General features: G+C 70.4%; 20 protein-coding genes. 15 read left to right on the top strand and 5 right to left on the bottom strand.

Translation table 11 applies throughout. The features are described from left to right. Nucleotides 1–53 precede the first annotated feature (53 nt). Together OHN74_RS36325 and OHN74_RS36320 are read left to right on the top strand one after the other, a co-directional pair. Complete coding sequence (locus tag OHN74_RS36325) at nt 54–1,304, top strand: L,D-transpeptidase (protein ID WP_327698804.1); 1,251 nt, start codon at nt 54–56, stop codon at nt 1,302–1,304. A 184-nt stretch (nt 1,305–1,488) separates the two neighbouring features. Beyond that, nucleotides 1,489–2,898 carry a glycoside hydrolase family 16 protein gene (locus OHN74_RS36320; protein WP_327698803.1) on the top strand — a complete coding sequence of 470 codons (1,410 nt, stop codon included), beginning with the start codon at nt 1,489–1,491 and terminating at the stop codon, nt 2,896–2,898. A gap of 58 nt (nt 2,899–2,956) precedes the next feature. Here the strand turns inward: OHN74_RS36320 and OHN74_RS36315 are convergent, their stop codons facing one another. Continuing rightward, a complete protein-coding gene (locus OHN74_RS36315; protein WP_327698801.1) occupies nt 2,957–3,859 on the bottom strand; it encodes a helix-turn-helix domain-containing protein in 903 nt (300 codons plus the stop codon). Between the two features lie 145 nt (nt 3,860–4,004). Between OHN74_RS36315 and tkt the strand changes: the two genes are divergently transcribed. The 8 genes from tkt to OHN74_RS36275 all read left to right on the top strand — a co-directional run bounded on the left by tkt (nt 4,005) and on the right by OHN74_RS36275 (nt 14,504). Continuing rightward, complete coding sequence (tkt, locus tag OHN74_RS36310; protein WP_327698800.1) at nt 4,005–6,080, top strand: transketolase; 2,076 nt, start codon at nt 4,005–4,007, stop codon at nt 6,078–6,080. Nucleotides 6,081–6,099: 19 nt separating this feature from the next. Further along, complete coding sequence (gene tal / locus OHN74_RS36305) at nt 6,100–7,254, top strand: transaldolase (protein WP_327698799.1); 1,155 nt, start codon at nt 6,100–6,102, stop codon at nt 7,252–7,254. Continuing rightward, on the top strand, nt 7,251–8,870 hold the full coding sequence (gene zwf, locus OHN74_RS36300; RefSeq protein WP_327698798.1) for a glucose-6-phosphate dehydrogenase: 1,620 nt from the start codon (nt 7,251–7,253) through the stop codon (nt 8,868–8,870). The genes tal and zwf overlap by 4 nt, the downstream gene beginning before the upstream one ends. Further along, nucleotides 8,867–9,802: a glucose-6-phosphate dehydrogenase assembly protein OpcA gene (gene opcA / locus OHN74_RS36295; RefSeq protein WP_327698797.1), complete on the top strand. Its 936-nt coding sequence runs from the start codon at nt 8,867–8,869 to the stop codon at nt 9,800–9,802. Before zwf ends, opcA begins: the two co-directional genes overlap by 4 nt. Continuing rightward, on the top strand, nt 9,795–11,456 hold the full coding sequence (pgi, locus tag OHN74_RS36290) for a glucose-6-phosphate isomerase (RefSeq protein WP_327698796.1): 1,662 nt from the start codon (nt 9,795–9,797) through the stop codon (nt 11,454–11,456). The genes opcA and pgi overlap by 8 nt, the downstream gene beginning before the upstream one ends. A 1-nt stretch (nt 11,457) precedes the next feature. Beyond that, nucleotides 11,458–12,336 carry a phosphogluconate dehydrogenase (NAD(+)-dependent, decarboxylating) gene (gene gnd, locus OHN74_RS36285; RefSeq protein ID WP_327698795.1) on the top strand — a complete coding sequence of 293 codons (879 nt, stop codon included), beginning with the start codon at nt 11,458–11,460 and terminating at the stop codon, nt 12,334–12,336. 6 nt (nt 12,337–12,342) lie between these two features. Further along, complete coding sequence (locus tag OHN74_RS36280; RefSeq protein ID WP_327698794.1) at nt 12,343–12,942, top strand: histidine phosphatase family protein; 600 nt, start codon at nt 12,343–12,345, stop codon at nt 12,940–12,942. 101 nt (nt 12,943–13,043) lie between these two features. After that, a complete protein-coding gene (locus OHN74_RS36275; RefSeq protein WP_327698793.1) occupies nt 13,044–14,504 on the top strand; it encodes a membrane-associated oxidoreductase in 1,461 nt (486 codons plus the stop codon). 22 nt (nt 14,505–14,526) lie between these two features. On the opposite strand, the gene OHN74_RS36270 is transcribed toward OHN74_RS36275, so the two are convergent. Together OHN74_RS36270 and OHN74_RS36265 are read right to left on the bottom strand one after the other, a co-directional pair. Then, a complete protein-coding gene (locus OHN74_RS36270; RefSeq protein WP_327698792.1) occupies nt 14,527–16,329 on the bottom strand; it encodes a sugar phosphate isomerase/epimerase and 4-hydroxyphenylpyruvate domain-containing protein in 1,803 nt (600 codons plus the stop codon). A 27-nt stretch (nt 16,330–16,356) separates the two neighbouring features. After that, nucleotides 16,357–17,241, bottom strand: coding sequence for a shikimate dehydrogenase (locus OHN74_RS36265; RefSeq protein WP_327698791.1), 885 nt, complete (start codon nt 17,239–17,241; stop codon nt 16,357–16,359). 159 nt (nt 17,242–17,400) lie between these two features. Here OHN74_RS36265 and OHN74_RS36260 point away from each other — a divergent pair, with 159 nt between their 5' ends. The 3 genes from OHN74_RS36260 to OHN74_RS36250 all read left to right on the top strand — a co-directional run bounded on the left by OHN74_RS36260 (nt 17,401) and on the right by OHN74_RS36250 (nt 21,681). Then, nucleotides 17,401–18,063: a TetR family transcriptional regulator gene (locus OHN74_RS36260; protein ID WP_164313298.1), complete on the top strand. Its 663-nt coding sequence runs from the start codon at nt 17,401–17,403 to the stop codon at nt 18,061–18,063. A 235-nt stretch (nt 18,064–18,298) separates the two neighbouring features. After that, the gene (locus OHN74_RS36255) at nt 18,299–19,672 is read left to right on the top strand and encodes an MFS transporter (protein ID WP_327698790.1); all 1,374 of its coding nucleotides are present in this window, start codon (nt 18,299–18,301) and stop codon (nt 19,670–19,672) included. A gap of 275 nt (nt 19,673–19,947) precedes the next feature. Continuing rightward, the gene (locus OHN74_RS36250; protein WP_327698789.1) at nt 19,948–21,681 is read left to right on the top strand and encodes a hypothetical protein; all 1,734 of its coding nucleotides are present in this window, start codon (nt 19,948–19,950) and stop codon (nt 21,679–21,681) included. Here OHN74_RS36250 and OHN74_RS36245 read toward each other — a convergent pair. Together OHN74_RS36245 and OHN74_RS36240 are read right to left on the bottom strand one after the other, a co-directional pair. Continuing rightward, nucleotides 21,668–23,791: a tetratricopeptide repeat protein gene (locus tag OHN74_RS36245; protein WP_327698788.1), complete on the bottom strand. Its 2,124-nt coding sequence runs from the start codon at nt 23,789–23,791 to the stop codon at nt 21,668–21,670. The two genes, OHN74_RS36250 and OHN74_RS36245, sit on opposite strands and share 14 nt — an antisense overlap. A 128-nt stretch (nt 23,792–23,919) precedes the next feature. Further along, entirely contained in the window at nt 23,920–24,369 is a 450-nt protein-coding gene (locus tag OHN74_RS36240) for a PPOX class F420-dependent oxidoreductase (protein WP_327698787.1), read from the bottom strand. Between the two features lie 84 nt (nt 24,370–24,453). On the opposite strand from OHN74_RS36240, the gene OHN74_RS36235 reads away from it, so the two are divergent. After that, on the top strand, nt 24,454–25,032 hold the full coding sequence (locus OHN74_RS36235) for a TetR/AcrR family transcriptional regulator (RefSeq protein ID WP_327698786.1): 579 nt from the start codon (nt 24,454–24,456) through the stop codon (nt 25,030–25,032). Next, a complete protein-coding gene (locus OHN74_RS36230; RefSeq protein WP_327698785.1) occupies nt 25,029–26,444 on the top strand; it encodes an MFS transporter in 1,416 nt (471 codons plus the stop codon). The genes OHN74_RS36235 and OHN74_RS36230 overlap by 4 nt, the downstream gene beginning before the upstream one ends. The last annotated feature ends 1 nt before the right edge of the window (nt 26,445 follow it).

Below are 26,445 nucleotides of genomic sequence, written 5' to 3'. Positions count from 1 at the left end.
CACGATGCACGCGCATCATCGATCACTTCCTGATCGCTTCAGAAAGGCGTGCCGTGGGTGTTCCGCACATACCGAACCCGTCCGAGCCGAGCGAGCGGGGTCGGCAGCGGTCGCCGTCGTGGTCCCGGCGCGGGATCCTCGCCGCGCTCGGGGCCGTGCCGGCCGCCGCACTGACCGGTTGCAGCGGCTCCGCGGACACCTCGGCGACGACGAGGGCGAGCGCGAGCGCCACCGTGAAGGCCGCCAGGAAGGCCGTCGTCACCGTCACCCCCGCCGACGGCACTCAGCACGCCGGCTTCGCCTCCCCCGTCGAGGTCACCGTCACCGACGGCACCCTCGCCTCCGTCACGGTCACGGGCGACAGCGGTGGGCTGGCCGGGACCCTCGACGAGACCCGTACGAAGTGGACGTCCACCCAGAACCCGTACTCCGGGACGAAGTACACGGTGTCGGCGCAGGTCACCGGGGGCGCCGTACAGACCGCGACCTTCACCACCGCCTCGCCCTCCGCCACCTTCGTCGGGTACTTCACACCGGAGGCCGATTCCACCTCCGGCGTCGGTATGCCGGTGTCGATCAACTTCACGGAGGCGGTCACCGACCGGGCCGCGGTCCAGAAGGCGATCACCGTGACCGCCGAGCCTGCCGTCGAGGTGGTCGGACACTGGTTCAGCGACACCCGGCTCGACTTCCGGCCGGAGACCTACTGGGCCGCCGGCACGAGGATCACCCTCGGTCTGCGGCTCAAGGACGTCGAGGGCGCGGACGGGGTCTACGGCACCCAGTCCAAGGACGTCACCTTCCACATCGGCCGCGAGCAGATCAGCACGGTCGACCTGGCCGCGAAGACCATGACCGTACGGCGGGACGGCAGGGCCACGGCCACCTATCCCGTCTCCGGCGGCGACGCCGAGCACACCACCTGGTCCGGGATCATGGTGATCAGCGAGCGGTTCAAACAGACGCGGATGGAGTCCTCGACGGTCGGGCTCGGCGACGAGTACGACATCTCCGACGTCCCGCACGCCCAGCGCCTGACCACCTCCGGCACCTTCGTGCACGGCAACTACTGGGCCTCGACCTCGGTGTTCGGCAACAGCAACACCAGCCACGGCTGCGTGGGACTCCACGACACGAAGGGCGCGAACGACACCTCCGTACCGGGCTACAAGTTCTACGACAGCTCCATGCTCGGGGACGTGGTCGTCGTCGAGAACTCGGACGAGGAGACGGTCGCCCCGGCCAACGGCCTCAACGGCTGGAACCTGAACTGGGCGGACTGGAAGGCGGGCAGCGCCCTCTAGGGCCTGTTCGGCGCTATCACATTCATGTCTTCATCGGGTGAACTCACCTGCGACGGAGGGAAATTCTGGGTTTCACCTCTTGACGGCCGGAGCCACCGGGAGCACATTGGGCCCACTTTGAGAGCGCTCTCAACCTCTCTCGAAGGCGCCCCCGCACCCCCACCCCGTACCCGAAGAGGCACCCATGAGGGACACTTCAGGCACTTCGCCCGCTTCAGGCCCACCCGTCGGACGCGGCCCCCTCCGTCGCGTACTCGTCGCCGTCGGCGCCGTCCTCAGCCTCGCGGCAGCCGCCGTGACCGTGGCCCAGGCGGACGCGCCGACGCCGCCGACCGGCTGGACGCAGGTCTTCCTCGACGACTTCAACGGCACCGCCGGGACCGGCGTCAACACCACCAACTGGCAGTACGCGACCGGGACCTCGTATCCCGGTGGCCCCGCCAACTGGGGCACCGGTGAGATCGAGACGATGACGAACAGCACGACCAACGTCTCGCTCGACGGCAGCGGCAACCTCCGGATCACCCCGGTGCGCAACTCCGCCGGCGGCTGGACCTCGGGCCGCATCGAGACCAACCGCACCGACTTCCAGCCCCCGGCCGGCGGCAAGCTGGCCGTCCAGGCCCGCCTCCAGGTGCCGAACGTCACCGGTGCGTCCGCCCTCGGCTACTGGCCCGCGTTCTGGATGCTGGGGGCGCCCTACCGCGGCAACTACCAGAACTGGCCGAGCGTCGGCGAGATCGACATCATGGAGAACACCCAGGGCCTCAACACCATCTGGGGCACACTGCACTGCGGCACCAGCCCGGGCGGTCCCTGCAACGAGACGACCGGCATCGGCTCCACCACCAGTTGCACCGGCACCACCTGTCAGGCCGGTTTCCACACCTACCGCATGGAGTGGGACCGCTCGGTGAGCCCGGAGGCGATCCGCTTCTACGTCGACGGCACCAACTACCACACGGTGACCGCGAACCAGGTCGACGCCACGACCTGGGCCAACGCCACGAACCACGGCTTCTTCATCATCCTGAACGTGGCGATGGGCGGCGCCTTCCCGGCGGCGTTCGGCGGCGGACCGGACGCGAACACGGTCTCCGGGCGCCCCATGGTCGTCGACTACGTGCAGGTGCTCCAGTCGACCACCGGCGGCGGCACCACCACGCCCCCGCCGACCGGGACCCGGGACGCGTACAGCGCCGTCCAGGCCGAGTCGTACAACAGCCAGTCGGGCACCAGCACGGAGACCACCACCGACACCGGCGGTGGACAGAACATCGGCTCGCTCGCCAACGGCGACTGGGCGCTCTACCAGAACGTCAACTTCGGCTCCACGGCTGCCACCCAGTTCGTCGCCAGGGTCGCGAGCGGCGCGAACTCGGGCGTGAGCGGACTGGTCGAGGTACGCCTCGACAGCCGCACGAGCACACCGATCGGCAGCTTCTCGATCGCCAACACGGGCGGCTGGCAGAGCTGGCGGACGGTTCCGGCGAACATCAGTTCCGTCACCGGCACCCATGACGTCTATCTGACCTTCACCAGCGGGCAGGCGCAGGACTTCGTGAACGTGAACTGGTTCAACTTCGGTCACTGACAGGGGTGTTGTACGGCGATGACGGAGGGGCGGGCCGGTCGGCCCGCCCCTCCCGGCGCTATCGGGCCAGCTCCGCCCGGAACGCCGCCGGCGCGGCCCCCGTGTGCAGCTGGAAGAACTTGGAGAAGTTCGCCGCGTCCGGGAAACCGACAGCGGCACCGACGCGCCCGATCGGCAGGGTGGTGTGCGCCAGCAGACGCTTGGCCTCCAGGATCACGCGTTTGTCGATGAAGCCCTTGGGCGTCTCACCGGTCGCCGCGCGCACCGCGCGGACGAGGGTGCGACGGGAGTAACCGAGGGCGTCGGCGTACACGCTGACGCTGTGGTTGGTGGCGAAGCCCTTCTCCACCGCGTCCCTGAACAGGGTGAACGTGGTGTCGGTCCGGCCTCCCGCCCCCTGGGCCGAGCTCGTCGCGAGGTGGGACAGACGCAGCAAGAACGCGGTGAGGGAGTGGCGCAGTACGGAGGTGTGCAGGCCGATCGGGAGGGTGGCCGTGTCCTCGTACTCGCGGCCCAGCTGGGCCAGGGCCGCCCGCAGACCGGCGAGTTGGGGCGCGTCCGGGCGCAGCAGCGGGGGCAGGTCGTAGTGGTAGAGGCCGGTCGCCTCGACCGTGGTCCGGGGCAGGAAACCGGGTTGCATGGTGAGGACGGTGCCGCGGTACGCGGTGGTGCGGGAGAAGCGATGGACCTGACCGGGGCGGATCCACAGCAGGTCGCCCGCCGCCGCCTCGTACTCGGCGAAGTCGATCATGTGGGTGACCGGGCCGTCGTCGAACAGCATCACGATGTGGAAGTCGATGCGGTGGAAGCGTTCCAGCGGGGCGTCCTCGTGCCAGGTGCGGTCGGGTGACATCGGGCCGACCTGCATACCCACGCCCAGGACGCTCAGATCGACCGGGAAGGGAAACGTCCTGATGCCGTCTCCGCCTTGGATGGTGTCTTGGGTTGTTCTGTCCGCCATGTCCTTCTCTTGCCGTCCGGTCCCCGCCGTCCGTGTCCCACATTCACCAAAGGGTGACACACAGGCACCTGGCCCCGTAAAAGTCAGACTTTTAAGTTTGAACGCGTCCGAGCAGTTCGTCCCCTCTATCGAGGACTTCTTGAAGATGAGTACGCAGACATCCGACAGCCTCCAGTGGACCGATCTCGACCAGCGCGCCGTCGACACGGCCCGTGTACTCGCGGCCGATGCCGTGCAGAAGGTCGGCAACGGTCACCCCGGCACCGCGATGAGCCTGGCCCCCGCGGCGTACACGATCTTTCAGAAGGTGATGCGACACGACCCCGCGGACCCCGAGTGGACGGGCCGTGACCGCTTCGTCCTCTCCCCCGGACACACCTCGCTGACCCTCTACACCCAGCTGTTCCTGTCCGGGTACGAGCTGGAGCTGGACGACCTGAAGGCGTTCCGGACGCACGGTTCGAAGACGCCCGGCCACCCCGAGTACGGCCACACGGCCGGCGTCGAGACCACCACCGGCCCGCTCGGCCAGGGTGTCGCCAACGCGGTCGGCATGGCGATGGCCGCCCGTTACGAGCGCGGCCTCTTCGACCCCGAGGCACCCGAGGGCGAGTCGCCCTTCGACCACACGGTGTGGGCGATCGTCTCCGACGGCGACCTGGAGGAGGGCATCTCCGCCGAGGCCTCCTCGCTGGCCGGCCACCAGAAGCTCGGCAACCTGGTCTTCGTCTACGACGACAACCACATCTCCATCGAGGGCGACACGGCGACGGCGTTCTCCGAGGACGTGCTGAAGCGGTACGAGGCGTACGGCTGGCACGTGCAGCGGATCGAGCCCGAACTCGGCGGCGACATCGACGTACACGCGCTGTACACGGCGCTCAAGGAGGCGCGGGCCGAGACCGCGCGCCCCTCGATCATCGCGATGCGCACGATCATCGCCTGGCCCGCCCCGAACGCCCAGAACACCGAGGCGGCCCATGGCTCGGCCCTCGGCGCCGAGGAGATCGCGGCCACCAAGCGCGTCCTCGGCTTCGACCCGGAGCGGACCTTCGAGGTCGCGGACGAAGTGCTCGCCCATGCCCGCCAGGCCCTCGACCGGGGCGCCGAGGCACACGCCGCCTGGGACAAGCGGCTCGCCGAGTGGCGCACCGCGCAGCCCGAGCGGGCGAAGCTGTTCGACCGGGTCGTGGCAGGTCAGCTGCCCGAGGGCTGGGAGGACTCCCTGCCGGTGTTCGAGGAGGGCGCGTCCGTCGCCACCCGCGCGGCCTCCGGCAAGGTGCTCCAGGCCCTGGGCCCGGTCCTGCCCGAGCTGTGGGGCGGCTCGGCCGACCTGGCCGGTTCGAACAACACGACCATCGACAAGACGTCCTCCTTCCTCCCCGTGGGCAACCCGCTGCCGGAGGCGGACCCGTACGGCCGCACGATCCACTTCGGTATCCGCGAGCACTCGATGGCCGCCGAGATGAACGGCATCGCGCTGCACGGGAACACCCGTATCTACGGGGGCACCTTCCTCGTCTTCTCCGACTACATGCGCAACGCGGTGCGGCTGTCGGCGCTGATGCAGCTGCCCGTGACGTACGTATGGACGCACGACTCCATCGGCCTCGGCGAGGACGGCCCGACACACCAGCCGGTCGAACACCTGGCCTCCCTGCGCGCGATCCCGGGCCTGAACATCGTCCGCCCGGCCGACGCCAACGAGACGGCCGTCGCCTGGGCCGAGATCCTCAGGCGGCACGCCACCGACCCGGCCCCGCACGGCCTGGCGCTCACCCGGCAGGGTGTACCGACGTACGCCAGGAACGAGGATGCCGCGAAGGGCGGTTACGTCCTGCGGGAGGCCTCGACGGGCACCCCGGACGTCGTCCTGATCGCCACCGGCTCCGAGGTCCGACTCGCCGTCGCCGCACGTGAGGCGCTGGAGGCCGAGGGTGTGGGTACGCGGGTGGTGTCGATGCCGTCCGTGGAGTGGTTCGAGGAGCAGTCGGCCGAGTACCGCGCGAGTGTGCTTCCGCCGTCCGTGAAGGCGCGCGTGGCGGTCGAGGCGGGCATCGGTCTGACCTGGTACCGCTACGTCGGTGACGCAGGACGCATCGTCTCCCTCGAACACTTCGGCGCCTCCGCCGACGCCAAGACCCTGTTCGCCGAGTACGGCTTCACCGCCGAGAACGTCGCCCGGGCCGCGCGGGAATCTCTCGCCGCCGCCCGTGGTTGATCCGCACGCCAGAAGGAAGATGATCACAGTGACCACCGAAGCAGCCCCCACCGCGGGCACACTCACACTCAAGCGCCTCTCCGACGAGGGCGTCTCCATCTGGCTGGACGACCTCTCCCGGGGACGCATCGCCTCCGGCAACCTCGCCGCGCTCATCGACACCCACCACGTGGTCGGCGTGACCACCAACCCGTCGATCTTCCAGGCCGCCATCGGCTCCGGCGAGGGCTACGAGGAGCAGCTCGCCGACCTGGCGGTGCGCGGCGTCACGGTCGACGAGGCCGTACGCATGATGACCACCGCCGACGTACGGGCCGCCGCCGACGTCCTGCGCCCGGTGTACGACGCCACCGGCGGCCGGGACGGCCGGGTCTCGATCGAGGTCGACCCACGTCTCGCCCACGAGACCGCGGCGACGATCGCCGAGGCCAAGCAGCTGGCCTGGCTGGTCGACCGGCCCAACGTGATGATCAAGATCCCGGCGACGAAGGCGGGCCTGCCGGCGATCACCGAGGTCATCGGCCTCGGGATCAGCGTCAACGTCACGCTGATCTTCTCCCTGGAGCGCTACCGCGAGGTCATGGCCGCCTATCTGGCCGGCCTGGAGAAGGCGCAGGCCGCGGGCATCGACCTGGCCTCGATCCACTCCGTCGCCTCCTTCTTCGTCTCCCGCGTCGACTCCGAGATCGACAAGCGCCTGACGGTGCTCGGCACGGCCGAGGCCCTCGCCCTCAAGGGCCGGGCGGCGCTGGCCAACGCGCGCCTCGCGTACGAGGCGTACGAGGAGGTCTTCGAGGGCGACCGCTGGACCGCCCTCGGTGGCGCTCACGCCAACAAGCAGCGTCCGCTGTGGGCCTCGACCGGCGTCAAGGACCCCGCGTACAAGGACACGCTGTACGTCGACGAGCTGGTCGCGCCCGGCACCGTCAACACGATGCCGGAGGCCACCCTCGACGCGACCGCCGACCACGGCGACATCCACGGCGACGCGGTGAGCGGAGGTTACGCCCAGGCCCGCGCCGATCTCGCGGCCGTCGAGGAGCTCGGGATCTCGTACGACGAGGTCGTGAAGCTGCTGGAGGACGAGGGCGTCGCGAAGTTCGAGATCGCCTGGAACGACCTGTTGAACGCCGTCACGAAGTCGCTGGACAGCAAGGGAGTTGACGGGGAATGAGCGACGAATCGACCCAGCCGGCGGCCACCGTCGAGGCACCTGCCGCCGACGTTCCGCCGGTGCCGGAGAACACTGCCGAAGTCCTCTTCGGCAGTGACTGGGACAACCCGCTGCGCGACCCCGGCGACCGTCGTCTCCCCCTGATCGCGGGCCCGTCCGGGCTGGTCATCTTCGGGGTGACCGGTGACCTGTCCCGCAAGAAGCTGATGCCGGCCGTCTACGACCTGGCCAACCGCGGTCTGCTCCCGCCGGGCTTCTCGCTCGTCGGGTTCGCCCGCCGGGACTGGGAGGACGAGGACTTCGCGCAGATCGTGCACGACTCGGTGCGCGACCACGCCCGTACGGAGTTCCGCGAGGAGGTCTGGCAGCAGCTCGCCGAGGGCATGCGGTTCATCCCCGGCGACTTCGACGACGACGCGGCGTTCAAGCAGCTGCGCGCGGCCGTCGAGGAGCTCGACGCGTCCCGGGGTACCAGCGGCAACTACGCCTTCTACCTCTCCGTACCGCCGAAGTTCTTCCCCAAGGTCGTCCAGCAGCTGAAGAAGCACGGGCTGGCGAACGCGCCGGAGGGTTCCTGGCGGCGCGGGGTGATCGAGAAGCCGTTCGGGCACAACCTGAAGAGCGCGCGTGAGCTGAACCGGGTCCTGCACGACGTGTTCGACCCGGAGCAGGTCTTCCGGATCGACCACTACCTCGGCAAGGAGACCGTCCAGAACATTCTGGCGCTCCGCTTCGCCAACCAGATGTACGAGCCCATCTGGAACCGGTCGTACGTCGACCACGTCCAGATCACGATGGCCGAGGACATCGGCATCGGCGGCCGGGCCGGCTACTACGACGGCATCGGGTCGGCGCGTGACGTCATCCAGAACCACCTCCTCCAGCTGATGGCCCTGACCGCCATGGAGGAGCCGATCGCCTTCGACGCCGAGTCGCTGCTGACGGAGAAGCTCAAGGTCCTGAAGTCGGTGAAGCTGCCGGAGGACCTGGGCGAGCACACCGTGCGCGGGCAGTACGCGGCGGGCTGGCAGGGCGGTGAGCAGGTGTCCGGCTACCTCGAGGAGGAGGGCATCGACCCGCAGTCGAGCACCGACACGTACGCGGCCGTCAAGCTGGAGGTCGACAACCGCCGCTGGGCGGGCGTCCCCTTCTATCTGCGGACCGGCAAGCGACTCGGGCGGCGCGTGACGGAGATCGCGGTCGTCTTCCAGCGCGCCCCGCACTCACCGTTCGACTCGACGGCCACCGAGGAACTCGGCGCGAACGCGATCGTCATCCGCGTCCAGCCCGACGAGGGCATGACCGTGCGCTTCGGTTCCAAGGTCCCGGGTACCTCGATGGAGATCAGGGACGTCACTATGGACTTCGCCTACGGCGAGTCCTTCACGGAGTCCAGCCCGGAGGCGTACGAACGGCTCATCCTGGATGTCCTGCTCGGCGACGCCAATTTGTTCCCCCGTCACCAGGAAGTGGAAGAGTCCTGGAAGATCCTCGACCCGATCGAGGAGTACTGGGGCACGCACGGCAGGCCCGCGCAGTACGCCTCGGGCAGTTGGGGCCCGGAGGAAGCCGACGAGATGCTCGCACGAGACGGACGGAGCTGGCGCAGGCCATGAAAATCGACCTCACCGACACCACGGCAAGCAAGATCAACAAAGCACTGGTGAAGGGGCGGCGCGCCATCGGCACCCCTGCCGTGGGCATGGTCCTGACGATGGTGATCGTCACGGACGAGGAGAACGCCTACGACTCGATCAAGGCGGCCGAGGACGCCTCGCACGAGCATCCCGCGCGCACCCTGGTCGTCATCAAGCGGCACGCCCGCAGCCCGCGCGACCGCACCAACTCCCACCTCGACGCCGAGGTCCGGGTGGGTGCCGACGCCGGGACCGGCGAGACGGTCATCCTGCGGACGTACGGCGAGGTGTCCGACCACGCCGACTCGGTCGTCCTGCCGCTGCTCCTGCCGGACGCCCCGGTCGTCGTCTGGTGGCCGGTGAACGCCCCCGAGGTGCCCGCCAAGGACCCGCTGGGCGCACTGGCCCAGCGCCGGATCACCGACATGTACGCGGTCGAGCAGCCGCTCGTCGCGCTGGAGGCCCGGGTGCGCTCGTACGCGCCCGGCGACACCGACCTGGCGTGGACGCGTCTCACCCCGTGGCGCTCGATGCTGGCCGCCGCCCTCGACCAGGCCCGCACGAAGATCATCTCGGCGGCCGTCGAGAGCGAGGCCGAGAACCCGAGCGCCGAACTGCTGGCCCGCTGGCTCGGCGCCCGCCTGGATGTGAAGGTGGACCGCGTCGTCACCGCGGGGCCTGTCGTCACTGCCGTCCGCCTCGGCACCGACAAGGGCGAGATCGTCATCGACCGCCCCGAGGGCCCGCTCGCCACGCTCTCCCTGCCCGGCCAGCCTTCCCGCACGCTCGCGCTGAAGGTGCGGCCCACCTCCGAACTCATCGCCGAGGAACTGCGGCGCCTCGACGCCGACGAGATGTACGCGATCGCTCTGCGGGGCGAAAGCACCAAGGAGACCCCCCGTCATGTCTGACTCCCCCAGGCTCACCCGGCGCCCCGAGTGGACCGCGCTGGAGGACCACCGCGCCGGTGCGTTCCTCCAGCCGCAACTGCGTGAGCTGTTCGCCGACGACCCGCAGCGCGCGGAGCGTTACGTCGTGCGGGTGGGCGACCTGCACATCGACTACTCCAAGCACCTGATCACGGACGAGACCCTCGCCCTGCTCCAGGAACTCGCCACCGCCACCGGCGTGTTCGGGCTGCGGGACGCCATGTTCCGCGGCGACCGGATCAACATCACCGAGGATCGTGCGGTGCTGCACACCGCGCTGCGGGCGCCGCGAGGCGCGGTGGTCGAGGTCGACGGGGAGAACGTCGTCCCGGCCGTGCACGCGGTCCTGGACCGGATGGCGGCCTTCGCGGACCGGGTGCGCTCGGGCGAGTGGACCGGCCACACGGGCAAGCGCATCAAGAACGTCGTGAACATCGGCATCGGCGGCTCGGACCTCGGTCCGGCGATGGCCTACGACGCTCTGCGGGCGTTCACCGCACGGGAGTTGACGTTCCGGTTCGTGTCGAACGTCGACGGTGCCGATCTGCACGAGGCGGTCCGTGACCTGGACCCGGCCGAGACCCTCTTCATCGTCGCGTCGAAGACGTTCACCACCATCGAGACGATCACCAACGCCACCTCGGCCCGCTCCTGGCTCCTCGCGGGTCTGGGCGGCGACGACAAGGCGGTCGCCAAGCACTTCGTGGCGCTGTCGACGAACGGTGGGAAGGTCGCCGACTTCGGCATCGACACGGACAACATGTTCGAGTTCTGGGACTGGGTCGGCGGACGGTACTCGTACGACTCGGCCATCGGGCTGTCGCTGATGATCGCGATCGGCCCCGACCGGTTCCGGGAGATGCTGGACGGGTTCGCGCTGGTCGACGACCACTTCCGGACCGCTCCGGCAGAGGCCAACGCACCTTTGCTGCTCGGCCTGTTGGGCATCTGGTACGGCAACTTCTTCGACGCCCAGTCGCATGCAGTACTGCCCTACAGCCACTACCTGTCCAAGTTCACGGCCTACCTGCAGCAGCTGGACATGGAGTCCAACGGCAAGTCGGTCGACCGCGACGGCAACCCGGTCGAGTGGCAGACGGGGCCGGTGGTGTGGGGCACGCCCGGCACCAACGGACAGCACGCCTACTACCAGTTGATCCACCAGGGCACGAAGCTGATCCCGGCGGACTTCATCGGGTTCGCCGAGCCGGTCGCGGAACTGAGCGACGAACTCAAGGGCCAGCACGACCTGCTGATGGCCAACTTCTTCGCGCAGACGCAGGCACTGGCGTTCGGCAAGACGCCCGAGGAGGTACGGGCCGAAGGGGTGCCGGAGGAACTGGTCGCCCACAAGACGTTCAAGGGCAACCACCCGACGACCACCGTCCTCGCGCGCGAGCTGACTCCGTCCGTGCTCGGCCAGTTGATCGCCCTGTACGAGCACAAGGTGTTCGTACAGGGCGCCATCTGGAACATCGACTCCTTCGACCAGTGGGGCGTCGAGCTGGGCAAGGTCCTCGCCAAGCGCATCGAGCCCGCGCTCACCGCGGGGGCCGCGGTCCCCGGCCTCGACTCCTCCACCGCCGCCCTCGTGGCCACGTACCGCACTCTTCGCGACGCTCAGGAAGTGAACTGACATGCAGATTGGTCTGATCGGTCTCGGCAAGATGGGCGGCAACATGCGCGAGCGCATCCGCCGTGCCGGCCACACCGTCATCGGCTACGACCGCAACCCCGAGGTCTCCGACGTGAGCAGCCTCGCCGAGCTGGTCGAGAAGCTCGAAGCGCCGCGCGTGGTCTGGGTGATGGTCCCGGCCGGTGCCGCCACCCAGTCCGTCGTCGACGAACTCGGCGGGCTCCTGGAGTCCGGTGACACGGTCGTCGACGGCGGCAACTCCCGCTGGACGGACGACGAGAAGCACGCCGAGGAGCTGGGCACCAAGGGCATCGGCTTCGTCGACGCCGGTGTCTCCGGCGGTGTGTGGGGCCTCCAGAACGGCTACGCCCTGATGGTCGGCGGCGACAAGGAGCACGTCGAGCGGCTCCACCCGATCTTCGAAGCGCTCAAGCCCGAGGGCCCGTACGGCTATGTCCACGCGGGCAAGGTGGGCGCCGGGCACTTCTCGAAGATGGTCCACAACGGCATCGAGTACGCGATGATGCAGGCGTATGCCGAGGGCTGGGAGCTGCTGGAGAAGGTCGACTCCGTCACCGACGTGCGCGAGGTCTTCCGCTCCTGGCAGGACGGGACGGTCATCCGCTCCTGGCTCCTCGACCTGGCCGTCAACGCCCTCGACGAGGACGAGCACCTGGAGCGGCTGCGCGGTTTCGCGCAGGACTCCGGCGAGGGCCGGTGGACGGTCGAGGCGGCCGTCGACAACTCCGTGCCGCTGCCCGCGATCACCGCGTCCCTCTTCGCGCGGTTCGCGTCCCGGCAGGACGACTCCCCGCAGATGAAGATGATCGCGGCGCTGCGCAACCAGTTCGGCGGTCACGCCGTCGAGTCCAAGGAGTAGGAAGCCGTGGGTGACCTTCTTCTGGTCCGCCACGGCGAGACGGAGTGGAGCGCGTCGGGCCAGCACACCAGCTGGACCGACCTGCCCCTCACCCCGCACGGTGAGGAGCAGGCCAAGTCCCTCGCTCCGCTCCTCGCCGGACGGACCTTCGCCCGAGTAGTGACCAGCCCCCTCATCCGTGCGGTCCGCACGGCCGAACTCGCGGGCCTGTCCGGCGCGTCGACCGATCCGGACCTGCGCGAATGGGAGTACGGCGGGTACGAGGGTGTGACGACCGCCGAGATCCAGCGCACACGGCCCGACTGGTTCCTGTTCACGGACGGGGTGGCGCCCGGGCCGGACGGACACCCGGGTGAGTCGCCCGAGGAGGTGGGCCGCCGCGCGGACCGCGCCCTGGCCCACATCGAGGACGCACTCGAAGAGGGTGACGTGATTCTGGTGGCCCACGGGCACTTCCTGCGCGTACTGACGGCCCGTTACCTCGGGCTGCCGCCCGCCGACGGACGACTGTTCCAGCTCGCCACGGGCACGGTCAGCAGACTCTCCACGGAGCACGACCGCCCGGTGATCGCGGAGTGGAACTCCCGGTGGCAGGCCGCGAGTTGAACCGCCGGTTGGCGTGGGGCAACTGAAGTGACGATCGGGTCCGGGGGATTGTTCCCGGACCCGATTGACATGTGTGTCCGGGGCGCGTCAGAGTCGCCCCGATGGAGATCAACGAGCTGACGACGGCCGAGGCGCTGGTGTGGCGGGCCTTCCCCAAGGGTGAACCCGTGGACTTCCGCGAGGCGGCGGCCGAGAACGCGGCCGACGGCGCCGACTGGGGGCCGGAGCGGACCATCCGCGCCTCAGTGCTTCGGGCCCTGCTGCTCAGCACGCCGCAGGACGGCGAGATCCCCAGACTCAGACTCTCGGGCGCCCGCATCACGGGTCACCTGAACCTGATGTACGCGGTGGTGGACCACCCGCTCCATCTGCGGTACTGCCACTTCGACGAGTCGCCCGACCTCTACGGCACCCGGCTGCGCCAGCTGAATCTGCGCGGCTCGGTACTCCCCTCGGTCAACCTCGCGAGCACACGGATCGACGGCCCGCTGCGCATGACCCGCTGCCGGGTGCGGGGGCCGGTACGGCTGGCCGGCGCGGAGGTGGCGGGCGCGCTCTTCCTGGACGACGCCGAACTCACCACCTCCGACCCGTCCGTGCCGGTGCTCCAGCTCCATCAGGCGGCGCTCGGCGACGGCTTCGCGGCGCCGGGACTGCGCGTGCGGGGCGAGGTGCTCCTCGACGGTGCCAAGGTGGGCGGATCGGTCAATCTGGAGGGTGCCGAGCTGAGCAATCCCGGCGGCCACGCCCTGCGCGCGCAGTCACTTGAGGTGCAGGCCGACATACGGGCGCGACGCCTGCGCGCGGAGGGAGGGATCGACCTGCGCGGCGCCCGTGTCCCGGGGCGGCTCGACCTCAACTGGTCGCGGCTGTCCAACCCCGGCGGTATGGCACTGCGGGCCAGCAGTTGTGTCATCGGCGAGTTGTGGCTGTTCCGCAGCGAGCCGCTCGACGGCACCCTCCATCTTCGCCGCTCCCGCATCGACGTACTGGGCTTCGAGCCGGAGGTCACCCCGGGCAAGGTGCTCTTCAACAACCTCACCTACACGGCCCTCACCCCGCACGAGCCCGCCGAACGCCGTCTGCCCCTGCTGGAACGCGACGGCGACGGCTATGTCCCGTACGCCTACGAGCAGTTGGCCGCCGCCTACCGGCATGTCGGCGACGAGGGCGCGGCCCGCCGGGTCCAGCTCGCCAAGCAGCGCCGGCACCGGGCGACCCTGCCCTGGCTCGGCCGGGTGTGGGGCCACCTCCAGGACACCACCGTCGGCTACGGCTTCCGTCCGCTGCGCGCCGCCGTCTGGCTGCTGTCACTGCTGGCGGCCGGTTCGATCGCGTACGCCCTGCACCACCCACTCCCGCTCAAGCCCGACGAGGCACCGCATTTCAACCCGGTCTTCTACACCCTCGATCTGCTCCTGCCGGTGATCTCCTTCGGTCAGGAGGGGGCCTTCGCACCCACGGGCGGGTACCAGTTCCTGTCGTACGCCCTCATCCTGACCGGCTGGATCCTGGCCACGACCGTGATCGCCGGAGTGAGCAGGAGCGTCACCCGGCAGTGACCCGGGCCAGCAGCGACTGGCCTCAACGAAGGGGGCGTTGTGCGTGCTGGGCGGCGAGCCGTACCGGTGCGTTGTGGGCGCCGTAGCCCTGGTAGCCGCCGTCGCGCTGGACGAGTTCGAAGAAGACGCGGCCCACGGTCCGCGTGTAGCAGTGCCTGAACTCGCCCTGTGCGTCACGGTCGTAGAGGATGCCGAGTTCGCGGTAGGTCGCCAACTCGCCCTCGGTGAACTCGTACCGGGCCGCGAGGTCGTCGTAGTGGTTCGCGGGCATCGGCAGCAGGCTGCCGCCGGCCGCTCGGATGCGCCGGGCGGCGGCGACCACGTCGTCGGTGGCGAAGGCGATGTGCTGGGCGCGGGTCTCGTCCTCGGTGGGCGCGGGACCGACGGCCAGCGCGATGCGCACGCTGCCGGCGGAGTTGGTGACGGCCCGGCTGCGGAAGAGTCCGTACGGGTCGGCGACGTCGACACTCTCCTGGCCGTTCAGGCCGAGCACACTGCTGTGGAAGAGGGCCGCCTCGTCGAAGTGGTGCCAGGGCTGGGTGAGGGCCAGGTGGTCGACGCGGTCGACGCGGCCCTCGGCGCCCCCGGCGGTCTCGGCGTATTCGATGGCCTCGAAGTCGGTTCGCCAGTTGGGGAGTTCGGGGCGGTCCGTGGCGCAGAAGAAGAGTTCCGTGCCGTCGGGGGCGGCCACCGCGTCGAGCGGGGCGTCCTCCGGGGCGCGGCGGCGGGGCAGGAGCGGCGCCAGGAGGGCCTCGGCCCGGCGGGCGGCGCCTTCCGGGTCCGGTGACTCCAGGCCCACGGCGGCGAGTCCGGTGCCGTCACGGCGTGCGGCCGGCCCGGTGTTGACGAGAACGCGGGCCGTGCCGCGCTCCCAGAGGTCGACGGGCTTGCTGCGGTGGCGTGCCGTACGGGCGAGGCCGAGCGCGCCGAGTACCGCCGCGACCGGTTCGGCGTCGGGGGTGACGAGTTCGGCGAAGGCGATACCGGTGGGGACGACGGGTTCGGGCAGCGGGGCCAGGCCGATGCTCTCCTGGAGGACGAGGAGGGAGCGCCGGGCGTCGACGGCGGTCGGTCCGGCCTCGGCCTGCCGGAACACGTCGTTGAAGACTTCGAGGGAGAGCGGACCGTCGTATCCGGCCCGGACGACGTGCTGGAGAAGCCCCGCGATGTCGAAGCCGCCCTGCCCGGGGAAGCAGCGGTAGTGGCGGCTCCACTGGAGCACGTCCATGGCGAGCAGCGGGGCGTCGGCCAGCTGGAGGAAGAAGATCCTCTCACCGGGGATGTCCTCGATGCCCTTGGGATCGGACCCCCTGGAGAGGATGTGGAAGCTGTCGAGACAGGTGCCGAGCGCGGGGTGGCCGGCCGCCTCGACGATGCTCCAGGCGTGGTCGTACGTGCTGACGTGCCGCCCCCACGCGAGCGCCTCGTAGGCGACGCGGACCCCGAAGTCCTGTGCCAGGTCGGCCAGTCGGCCCAGTTGGGCGGCGGCCAGCGCGTCGTCGTCGAGGGCGAGCGGGGAGACGCTGGAGCAGACGAGGACGGTGTCGGTGCCGAGCCGCCGCATCAGCTCGAACTTGTGCCGGGCGCGGCGCAGGTTGCGGGCGAACTCGTCCTCGGGCACTGCCTCGATGTCACGCATCGGCTGGTAGAGGTCGATGGTGAGTCCGAGGTCGGCGCAGCGGGCGCGGATCTCCTCGGGGGTGAGAGGGCTGGCGAGCAGGTCGTTCTCGAAGATCTCGACCCCGTCGAAACCGGCCCGGGAGGCGGCCGTGAGCTTCTCGGTCAGGGAGCCGCTGAGCGACACGGTGGCGATGGACGTACGCACGTCGGTACCTCTGCCTTCTCGTTACTTCTACTTCGGTGCCGGGAGCGCGCCCGCGAGCTCGGCGATGTCGGCCAGCATGCGCGCGGTGTCGGGCTCCCGGCCGGTGAAGAGACGGAAGGCGTCCGCCGCCTGGAAGACGGCCATGCCGCCGCCGTCGAGCGTGGCGCAGCCCGTCGCACGGGCCGTGCGCAGCAGCTCGGTCTCCAGCGGGCGGTAGACCACCTCGGCGACCCAGAGGCCGGGATGCAGCAGTTCGGCCGGGAAGGGCAGGCCGGGGTGGGCGGCCATACCGGTGGGCGTCGCGTGCACCAGGCCGTCGGCGCCGCCGGCCCGGCCGATCAGCGCCGCCAGCCGGTCGGGGGTCGCGGCGGTGGCCCGGCCGGTGCCGAAGTGCCGGTTGAGGGACGCGGCGAGGTCGGCGGCCCGGTCGGGCAGCGCGTCGACGACAGTGACCCGACCGGCGCCGAGGGTGAGCGTGGCGTGGGCGACGGCCGCGCCCGCGCCCCCGGCTCCGAGCTGCACGACCCTTTCCAGCGGGGCGTCGGGCAGACCGCGCGCGAAGGACGCGGCGAAGCCGGTCACATCGGTGTTGTGGCCGATCGCGCGGCCGTCCTCGAAGACCACCGTGTTGACGGCGCCGAGCGCCTCGGCCTGCGGATCGAGGCCGTCGAGGTGTTCGATGACGAGCTGCTTGCACGGGTGCGTGATGTTCAGCCCGTCGAATCCGAGGTCACGGGCGGCGCGTACGAGATCGCCCACCGCGTGCGCCTCGACGCCCAGGGAGTCGATGTCGATGAGCCGGTACAGATAGCGCAGTCCCTGCCGGTCGGCCTCCCGCTCGTGCAGTGCGGGGCTCAGCGACGGGCCGATGCCGGAGCCGACGAGCCCTACGAGAAACGAGTCCTTGGCCACGACGGACCTCCTGTGCGACTGCGGCTCACTAATGTACGAACTAGTACGTTAGCTATATCAGCATCACCGCTCACCGGGGAAGCCCCCCGGAGTGCTTCGGGAATGCTCGCGGGCCTGCTTCTAGAATCACGGGACTGGCCCCTCGCCCGAAGGAACCCGATGACCAGCGTCGAAGAACCGGCACGCACAGGCGGGCGCATCCGCGACGCCGCCCGGACCAGGGCCGAGATCCTCGACGTGGCCACCAAGGAGTTCGCCCGGGCCGGCCTGGCGGGGGCCCGGGTGGACGAGATCGCCGCCCTCACCCGCACCACCAAGCGGATGATCTACTACTACTTCGGCGGCAAGGAACAGCTGTTCACGGCCGTCCTGGAGCGGGCGTACTCCGTGATCCGGCAGGCCGAACAGGACCTCGACGTCGAGCATCTGGACCCGGTGGCGGCCATCCGGCGCCTCGCGGAGCTCACCTTCGACCACCATGAGGCACACCCCGACTTCATCCGTCTGGTGAGCATCGAGAACATCCACGAGGCCGAGCACATCGCCGCCTCCGAGCAGCTCGGGAGGATCGGTTCGCCCGCGCTGGAGGTGATCCACCGGATCCTGGAGTCGGGCCGCAAGTCGGGCCTGTTCACGGCCGACGTGGACGCCGTGGACCTGCACGCCATGATCAGCTCCTTCTGCTTCTTCCGGGTGGCCAACCGGCACACCTTCGGCGCGCTGTTCGGCCGCGACCTGACGGCCCCGGACCAGCGGGAGCACTACCGGGCGATGCTCGGCGACATGGTCATCGCCTATCTGACGGCGGACCGCACGGCCTGACGAGGGCACTGCGCGGGTCGGCAAGGGGGAAGATCCTCCGCCGCGACCTCTTGACACCCGGGAAACGTGGGCGCAACATCCGTAGCCAACCGCTACTAACTATCCAGTGGGTTAATTAAACCGGGTAGCTCCCGGCAGAGCCGTCCCGTCACCCCAGGGATCCGGCGCTTCCTCCTCACTTCCCTTCCCCTCCGCTCACTCCACGTATGTTGGAGTTCCCTCGAAGGAGCACGCCGTGGCGGATTCCGTCGCACCCCACGACCCCGCAGCACCCCTGGGCGCTCCACCCGGGGGCCAGCCGAAGAAGGCCGCCACGGCCGCCTGGATCGGCAGCGCCCTGGAGTACTACGACTTCTTCATCTACGGCAGCGCCGCCGCCCTGATCTTCCCCAAGGTCTTCTTCGACGAGTCCGACCCGGCCACCGCGACCCTGCTGTCGCTGGGCACGTTCGGTGTCGCGTACGCCGCCCGCCCGGTCGGCGCGCTCTTCCTGGGCCACTTCGGCGACCGGCTGGGCCGCAAGAAGATCATGGTCTTCACGCTGATCCTGATGGGCCTGTCGACGTTCCTCATCGGCTGTCTGCCCACCCGCGACCAGGTCGGCACCCTCGCCCCGGTCCTGCTCGTGCTCTGCCGTGTCCTCCAGGGCATCTCGGCCGCCGGTGAGCAGGCGAGCGCCAACTCGATGACGCTCGAACACGCCCCGCCGGACCGGCGCGGCTTCTTCACCAGTTTCACCCTGAGCGGCACCCAGGGCGGCCAGCTCCTCGCCACACTGGTCTTCATCCCGATCGCCGCGATGCCCGAGGACCAACTCCTGTCCTGGGGCTGGCGCATCCCGTTCTGGCTGAGCATCGCGGTCGCCGTCGTCGGCTACGTCATCCGCCGCAAGCTGGAGGAGACCCCGGCCTTCGCCGAGCAGGCCGCCTCCGAGGGTGTCGTGAAGCTGCCGCTGCTGATCCTGCTGCGCGAGCACTGGGCGGACGTACTGCGGGTGGTCGCGGGCGCACTGGTCGCCTCCGTCTCCACGATCTTCACGGTCTGGGCGCTGGCATACGCGACCAGCGACTCGGTCGGCATGAACCGCTCGTCGATGCTGTGGGTGGCGGCGCTCGCCAACCTGGTCGCGCTGGCCGCGATTCCGCTCTGGGCCACGCTGTCCGACCGCATCGGCCGCCGCCCGGTGTTCCTGGCCGGCGCCGCAGGCAGCGGGGTCATGATGTTCGTCTATCTGTGGGCGATCTCCACGGGCTCGTACCCGCTGATCCTCGTCCTCGGCATCGTCACCTTCGGTGTGGTCTACAGCGCCGCGAACGGCACCTGGCCCTCCTTCTACGGCGAGATGTTCACGACCCGGGTACGCCTGTCGGGCATGGCGATCGGCACGCAGATCGGCTTCGCCGTCGCCGGTTTCGCGGTGACCTTCGCCGCGGAGATCGCCGGTCCGAACGGGGACGACTGGTTCGCCGTCGCCTTGTTCACGGCGGCCCTGTGCATCCCGCCGGTGCTGGCCGCGATCACGGCACGCGAGACACACCGGGTGCCGACGGAGCGACTCGGCGAGCGCGGCGCCGAGAACGTGGCGAAGCGCGAGGCCGTGTCGGCCTGAGCCTCACTCTCCCAAGTCCCCGGCAGCCATGGGCTGTTCGGGGACTTGGGCATGCCGGGGAAGCGTGCCCTGTCATCTCTCACCCGCCGCGCGGTTGACAGATGACAGGGCACGCAAGAACATCGGCCGAAACGAGTACAAAAGCACAGCACCTCCGCGCGTACCGGCCGGTTTCAGGGGCGGCCGGTACGCGCGGATCCGTCGTTGACTATCGTTGCCCGATCACCAGTACGACAGGCGGGCGGGCGATAGTGACGGGGGCCGGGTGGATACGGGTGCCGGTCGGGGACGACTCGGCCCGCTGGACCACGCGGAGCCGGAGCCACAAGGTCCTGCTCGTCGTCCACAACGTGACCTCGGCGACCCGGCTCCTGGACGTACTGCCCCTCTTCCACGACGACTTCAGGGTCCAGCTGCTCGTGACCTGCACGGAGTCGTCCGTGTTCCGCTCGGGCGTCGCCGAGTTGCTGGCGGAGACAGGGGTGCCTGTACTGCCATGGGAGCAGGCCGTCAAGACGCCGGTGTCGTTGGCGATATCGGCGAGCTTCGGCGGTCAACTCCCGGACATTATCGGACACTTGACCATACTGTCTCACGGCGTCGGATACACTAAGAGGCTCGCGACACCCAACACCCAACACCCAACACCCAACACCCAACAGCGGGCGGCGGGCGGCGGGAGTGCCGAAGCCGGGGGGCCGGTCTTCGGGTTGTCGCCCGAGTGGTTGCTCGACGAGCACGGCGTTCCCGTCGCGGACGCCCTCGTCCTGTCGCATCCCGAGCAGTACGAGCGACTGCGCACCGCCTGCCCCGAGGCCGCGTCCACTGCCGTACTCGCCGGTGACCCCTGCTGGGACCGTATGCTCGCGGCGCGGCGCTGCCGTGACCGCTTCCGCCGGGCCCTCGGCATCCGTGCCGGGCAGCGGCTGGTGCTCCTCAACTCCACCTGGAACCCCGAGTCGCTGTTCGGCGACGGTGGCAGCGATGACGTCCTTCCGTCACTCCTCCCCCGGTTGGCCTCGGAGTTCCCGGCCGACGAGTACCGGTTCGCGGCGGTTCTCCACCCCAACATCTGGCACGGCCACGGTCCAGGACAGATCCGTGCCTGGCTCGACAGAGCCCGGCGCGCCGGGCTCACGCTCATCGACCCGCTGCACGGCTGGCGGCAGGCACTGATCGCGGCCGACGCGGTGATCGGCGACCACGGTTCGGTGACCTACTACGCGGCCGCGCTGGGCACCCCCGTCCTGCTGGGAGCCGCTCCCCTCGCCGGCCTCGCGCCCGAGGCTCCCGTCCACGACTTCGTGCGCGACGCCCCGCGTCTCGACCCGGCACTCCCGCTGCGCCCTCAGGTGGAGGCAGCCGTCCGCGACCACCGGCCCCGCCCCGAACCGGCCGAGTTCATCAGTTCCGTACCCGGCGAGTCGGCCACCCGGCTGCGCCGCCTCTTCTACGAGGTTCTCGGCATCCCCGAGCCGGACGGACCCGCCCTGCTCGAACCCCTCCCCCTGCCACCGTACGAACCCCCTTCCCGCACCGTGCCGTTGCTCGTACTCACCCGGCTGCTGGGCGCCGGCGAGATCGAGGTCACCCGGTACGCCGGACAGCACCTGCCCGCGGACAGTGCCGGCGAGATGCACATGGCGGCACACGAGGAGACCCGCGAGGCCCACCAACTCGCCCTTGCCGACGTGGTGTTCCGGTACGGCCGACCGGACGACGCACGTCTCGGCCCGCCGGAACTGTGGACGACGGAGGCCCTCGCCCTGCATCCGCAGTGCACGCTGGCCGCCCATGTCGGCGGACCCGGTGAATGCACGGTCCGTACGCGTGACGGTGAACTGCTGCGGATTCGCGGCGAGTCCGACGCGGACGCCGACCCGGCCGTGTACGCCTCGGCCCTGTACGCGTGGCTCGCAGCCGGCAAGTCGCTGGACGAGCCGGTCGCCCAAGGGCTGACGGTCCGGACGGGAGCGTTCACCCACCGGACGACGGTCACCCGACGCTGACGCACCGCTCCCGCAGTATCCGCAGATGAGCAAGGTGGTAGACGGCGTTCTCCTGCCCGAGGGCCTCGGTCGCCGCGTCGACCAGGGCCAGGGCGGCCGTGGACTCCGCACCGTCCAGGTGGGTTTCGGCGAGGTCGGTGAGCGTGCGGGCGGTGTTGTACGCCTCGCCGCTGTCCCGGAAGAAGCGCAGCGCCCGCTCCAGTCGCTCACGGGCCTCGTCGCGGCGGCCGAGGCCTCGCAGGGCGCGACCCCGGTGACGCTCCAACAGGGCGCGGGCGCGCGGGAGGTCGGCGGCGCCCTCGTCGGTGGGCCCGATGCCGTCGAGGATCCCGGCGGCCTCCTCGAAGGAGTCGTACGCCTCGGTGAAGCGCCACTGGCGCAGCCGGAGCAGACCGAGGAACTCGACGGCGGAGGCGTGGCCCCGCGTGTGTCCGGCGGCCCACTCGTCCCGGGCTGCCGCGAGGGCTTCCGGTTCCGCCTCGTCCCAACGGCGCGACTCGGTCAGGGAGTGCGCGAGTTGGGCGTGCAGGGAGCCCGCCGTGCGGCTGCCGGGGAAGTGGGCGTCGGCGATCCGGGCGCCGGTCTGCAGCGCGGGGAGCAGGACGTCATGGTGACCGGCCTTGAGCTGGAGCGGCCACAGCGCCTGGCACAGCCGTACGACGGTGTCCCAGTCGCGGAACTCCTCGGCAGCGCGGACCGCCTGGACCAGGTTCTGCGCCTCGGCGGCGAGGGCGGCCACGGCCGTGCCCCGGTCGCCGTACGAGACCGGCGACGTTCCGGCCGGGACGCGCCAGCTCTCCGGGAGCGCGGCCCGCGCGGCGCCCACCGCCAGGTGCAGATAGTGCTCGACGGTTCGGGAGACGGCCGCCGAGCACGCGGCGATGCCGTCGGTGGCGGCGGCGACGCGCTCGGCGTGGGCGCGTACCGCCGGGCGGTAGCGGTAGCGGCCGGAGTCCGTGTGTTCGAGGAGCAGCGCGTCGGCGAGTTCTTCGAGCAGCCGGGCAGCCTCGGCCTCGGTGAGGTCGGCGGCGCGCGCGGCTGCGGCGGCGTCGAGGTCCGGCCAGGCATACAGCCCCGCCAGACGGTAGAGGCGGGCGGCGTCGGGGCTGAGCAGCCGGTAGGAGTCCTCGGCGGCGGCGCCCACCGCATCCGGGACATCCGGGACGGGATCACCGACAGGGCTCCGTGTGGTCGCCGCCGGGATGACGGCGGTCAGGCGGGGTGCCGCTGCCCGTAGGGCGTACGGCGAGCCGGCGCAGCGGTCGAGGACGCCGGGCAGGGTGGCGCGGGCCGCGCCGATCGCGGGTTTGCCGACCAGGTCGGTGAGCAGCCGCACCGCGTCCTTGCGTGCCAGGGGACCGACCGGGACGCGCAGCGCGTCGAGGCCGGCGAGTGGCTGTCGGGCGACGACCAGGGTGACGACGCCCGGCGACGAGGTGAGCAACGCCCTTACCTGACCTGCCGATTGGGCGTGGTCGAGCACGAGGAGCAGGCGCCGGTCGGCGAGGCAGCGCCGGAGGAGGTCGGCACGGTCGGCGGCAGCGGGCGGTACTTCCTCGTCCGGCAGGCCGAGTTGGCGCAGCAGGGTCCCGAGGGCGGCGTCGGAGCCGAGGGCGCGCAGATCCGCGTAGAGCTGCCCGTCGGGGAAGCGGGCCTGTTGCCGCCAGCCCCAGTGGATGGCGAGGGTGCTGGTGCCGATGCCTTCCGGGCCGTGCAGGAGAGCCAGCCTGGGGCGGCCGTCGAAGGCGCGGGTGGCCTCCTTGTCCAGCGATTTCAGGGCTTCCTGACGGTCCGTGAAAAAGCGCGGGGAGGGCGGCAGTCCGGCCCGGCGCGCGAAGGTGCCGGGGAGATCGCCCCGTACGGCAACGCCCTGGGCGAACAGGGTCCAGGCGCGGGCGAGTTGGGGGTCGTTCAGCACACCGTCGTGCACGAGGTGGGCGACCTCGGTCAGCCGGCCGGGTGTGGTGGGCGCGGCGACCTCGCGCCCGGCGACACGGCGGACCAGACCTCCGGCCGTCTCCCAGGCCCACCTGCCGGCTTCGCTGCCCATCCCCGATCCGACGGCTCCGAGTACCGCGCTGATGGCGCCCAGCGAAATCGGATCCAGCATCCAGCGAACTCCCCGTCTCCCGCGCCCCGCACGGCCGTTGAGCCGCTCTGTGGATCAACCCTATCGGCAGTGCGGGGACACTGACGGGGAGTCACCCGCCCTGGTTCACCAAGGGCCTGTCGTTCGGATCACGCCTGGGCCGTGGGGCGCGGTATGCCGTACACCCTGTCCACCCTGATCCGCAGCACGAGCCGCCGGTCCCGGACCATGACCGCGCGGTAGTCGTCCCAGTCGGGGTGCTCGCCCCGCACCGCCCGGTAGAGCCGGACCAGTTCCTCCACGGTTTCGTCGTCCGGGGCCTGGGCCACGGGCGTCAGGTCGGCCACGCCCTCGACCACGGTGTACGCCCAGCGGTCGTCGCTGGTCACGTGGTAGGAGACCCGCGGGTCCCGGCGCAGGTTGCGGGTCTTGGCGCGGGAGTCCGTGAGGGAGATACGGATGGTGCGTTCGCCCGGGTCGTAGGCGTGGTTGACGTTCGAGAGCTGGGGGCGGCCGTCGGCCTTGATGGTCGTCAGCACTCCACCGCCGTACTCGGAGAGCAGCTTGAGGAGCAGGTCCTGCGCATCGTCCTGAGTCATGTCTCGCTCAACGTGCTCCCACGCTCCTCCATTCCGACGCTTCCGGAGTAGACACTGTCTACCGGCTCTTGGTAGACAGTGTCTATGAGTGATTCACTGCGTACCCGGCTCATCGACGTCGGCGTCGACCTGGTGACCGCGGAAGGTGTCCACGCGCTCACCCTCCGGGAGATCGCCCGCCGCGCCGGGGTCTCGCACGGCGCCCCGCGCCGCTACTTCCCGACCCATCTGGAGCTGCTGTCGGCCATCGCACGCCGTGGCTTCACCGAACTGGCGGCCAGGGGATCGCGGGCGGTCGAGGAGATCGGCCCCGGTACGGCGGGACCCCGGGAGCAGATCGCCGTGCTCGGGCGCGTGTACCTCGACTTCGCCCTCGCCAACCGGGGCATGCACGAGCTGATGTTCCGTCACGATCTGCTGGAGAGCAACAAGTTGGGGCTGCGCGAGGCCAGCCTGCCGGTCTTCGCACTGCTGGTGGATCTCGTCGGACAGATCCGGCCGGACGCCGACGCCCGGCTCGTCGCCGGGGCGCTGCTGGCGAACCTCTACGGCATCGCCCAGCTGTGGACCTGGGGCAGCCTCCAACTCACCACGGGAGCCGACGACTTCGCGCCCCTGCTGCGTACGGCCCTCGACGCGCACCTCGGGCCGGAGGAGCGGTGAGCGCGCATCGGCTCCGGGAGGCCGGGGGCCGTCCCCCGGGACGGCGCAGCACCCTCGCGAGCAGTGTGATCGGGGCAGTTGTCGTCGCCCTCGACGGCACCGTGCTGACCATCGCGCAGCCCACGCTGCAACGGGATCTGCACGCCTCCTTCACCGAGGTCCAGTGGACGAGCACCGGGTATCTCATCGCGGTGGCGAGTCTGCTCGTGTTCGCCGGTCGCCTCGGGGACCGGTACGGGCACCAACGGCTCTTCGCCATCGGGGTGCTGGGCTTCGGAGCGGTGTCGGCGGGCATCGGGTTCGCGTCCGGCGTGGGCTGGGTGATCGCACTGCGGGTCGTCCAGGGGATCTTCGGCGCGCTGCTGCAACCCGCCACGCTCGGGATGCTGCGGGCCGCGTTCCCGCCCGACCGGCTGGGGATGCCGATCGCGTTGCGGACCAGTGCGATCGGGGTGGCCGCGGCGGCCGGACCGCTGGTGGGCGGCGTGCTGGTGACCCACCTGGGCTGGCGCGCGGTGTTCTTCCTCAACGTCGTGCCGGCGCTGGTGCTGGGCGCAATGGCGTTGCTCGTCCGCGTTCCCGGCCCGCGTCCATCGCCCGCACCCGGACACGGGCACCTCGACCTGTCCGGCGCGGCCCTGCTCGCGCTGTCCCTCGCCTGCCTCGTGCACACGCTCGTCGGTGTCCCCGAGCACGGCTGGAGTCCGTCGACCGTCCTCGGGCTGCTCACGGCGGCGGGCGCGGGCCTCGTCCTCGTACGCCATGAACGGCGTACCACCGACCCGCTGCTACCCCCCGACGTGCTCGGATCAGGGGTCGTGGGAGCCGCGCTGGGCATTCTCGTGACCGCTTCGGCTGCGATGTTCGGCACACTCTTCGTGGCCAGCTATGTGCTCCAGGACGAACTGGGCATGAACCCGTTGCGCACCAGCCTCACCGCGCTGCCCGGCGGTGTGGCGATGGTGCTGGGCGCGCCGATGGCTGCCGTGCTCCTGCGTCGGTACGGGGCCCGGCGTACGACCTCGGCCGGCCTGCTCGTGCTCGCGCTCGGGGTGCTCGTGCTGTTCCGGGCGGCCGGGGCCGAGGCGGTCGGCGGTGGATTCCTGCTGCTCGGAGCGGGTTTCGGTACCGTGATGGTGACCGCGACCGCCGTCGTCGTACGGCATGCGGCAGCCGAGTCCGCAGGGGTGGCGGGCGGGTTGCAGCAGACCGCGATGAACGTCGGACCGGTCCTCGGAGTGGCCGCCGCGGCGACGCTCGCCGCCGTCACCGACGGACTTCGGACGTCGTTGCCCGTGCTGGCGGGTATATCAGTGGTGGGTGTACTGGCCGCCCTGAAACTGCCTGACCTGGGTGACCTGCGGGCGACGCCTGCGGGGTCCCTGCGTCACCATGGGGGGTCTGAGGCCTGAG

It is taken from the genome of Streptomyces sp. NBC_00459 (assembly GCF_036013955.1).
GTDB lineage: Bacteria > Actinomycetota > Actinomycetes > Streptomycetales > Streptomycetaceae > Streptomyces.
This window is presented reverse-complemented; position numbering and strand designations above follow the sequence as displayed.

What these genes read in the sequence shown, in the direction of transcription:
- OHN74_RS36235 (WP_327698786.1), top strand. Translation starts at nt 24,454, where the DNA reads ATGAGTGATTCACTGCGTACCCGGCTCATCGACGTCGGCGTCGACCTG.
- OHN74_RS36240 (WP_327698787.1), bottom strand. Translation starts at nt 24,369, where the DNA reads ATGACTCAGGACGATGCGCAGGACCTGCTCCTCAAGCTGCTCTCCGAG.
- tal (WP_327698799.1), top strand. Translation starts at nt 6,100, where the DNA reads ATGATCACAGTGACCACCGAAGCAGCCCCCACCGCGGGCACACTCACA.
- OHN74_RS36260 (WP_164313298.1), top strand. Translation starts at nt 17,401, where the DNA reads ATGACCAGCGTCGAAGAACCGGCACGCACAGGCGGGCGCATCCGCGAC.
- OHN74_RS36245 (WP_327698788.1), bottom strand. Translation starts at nt 23,791, where the DNA reads ATGCTGGATCCGATTTCGCTGGGCGCCATCAGCGCGGTACTCGGAGCC.
- tkt (WP_327698800.1), top strand. Translation starts at nt 4,005, where the DNA reads ATGAGTACGCAGACATCCGACAGCCTCCAGTGGACCGATCTCGACCAG.
- OHN74_RS36275 (WP_327698793.1), top strand. Translation starts at nt 13,044, where the DNA reads ATGGAGATCAACGAGCTGACGACGGCCGAGGCGCTGGTGTGGCGGGCC.
- OHN74_RS36320 (WP_327698803.1), top strand. Translation starts at nt 1,489, where the DNA reads ATGAGGGACACTTCAGGCACTTCGCCCGCTTCAGGCCCACCCGTCGGA.
- OHN74_RS36315 (WP_327698801.1), bottom strand. Translation starts at nt 3,859, where the DNA reads ATGGCGGACAGAACAACCCAAGACACCATCCAAGGCGGAGACGGCATC.
- zwf (WP_327698798.1), top strand. Translation starts at nt 7,251, where the DNA reads ATGAGCGACGAATCGACCCAGCCGGCGGCCACCGTCGAGGCACCTGCC.
- pgi (WP_327698796.1), top strand. Translation starts at nt 9,795, where the DNA reads ATGTCTGACTCCCCCAGGCTCACCCGGCGCCCCGAGTGGACCGCGCTG.
- opcA (WP_327698797.1), top strand. Translation starts at nt 8,867, where the DNA reads ATGAAAATCGACCTCACCGACACCACGGCAAGCAAGATCAACAAAGCA.
- gnd (WP_327698795.1), top strand. Translation starts at nt 11,458, where the DNA reads ATGCAGATTGGTCTGATCGGTCTCGGCAAGATGGGCGGCAACATGCGC.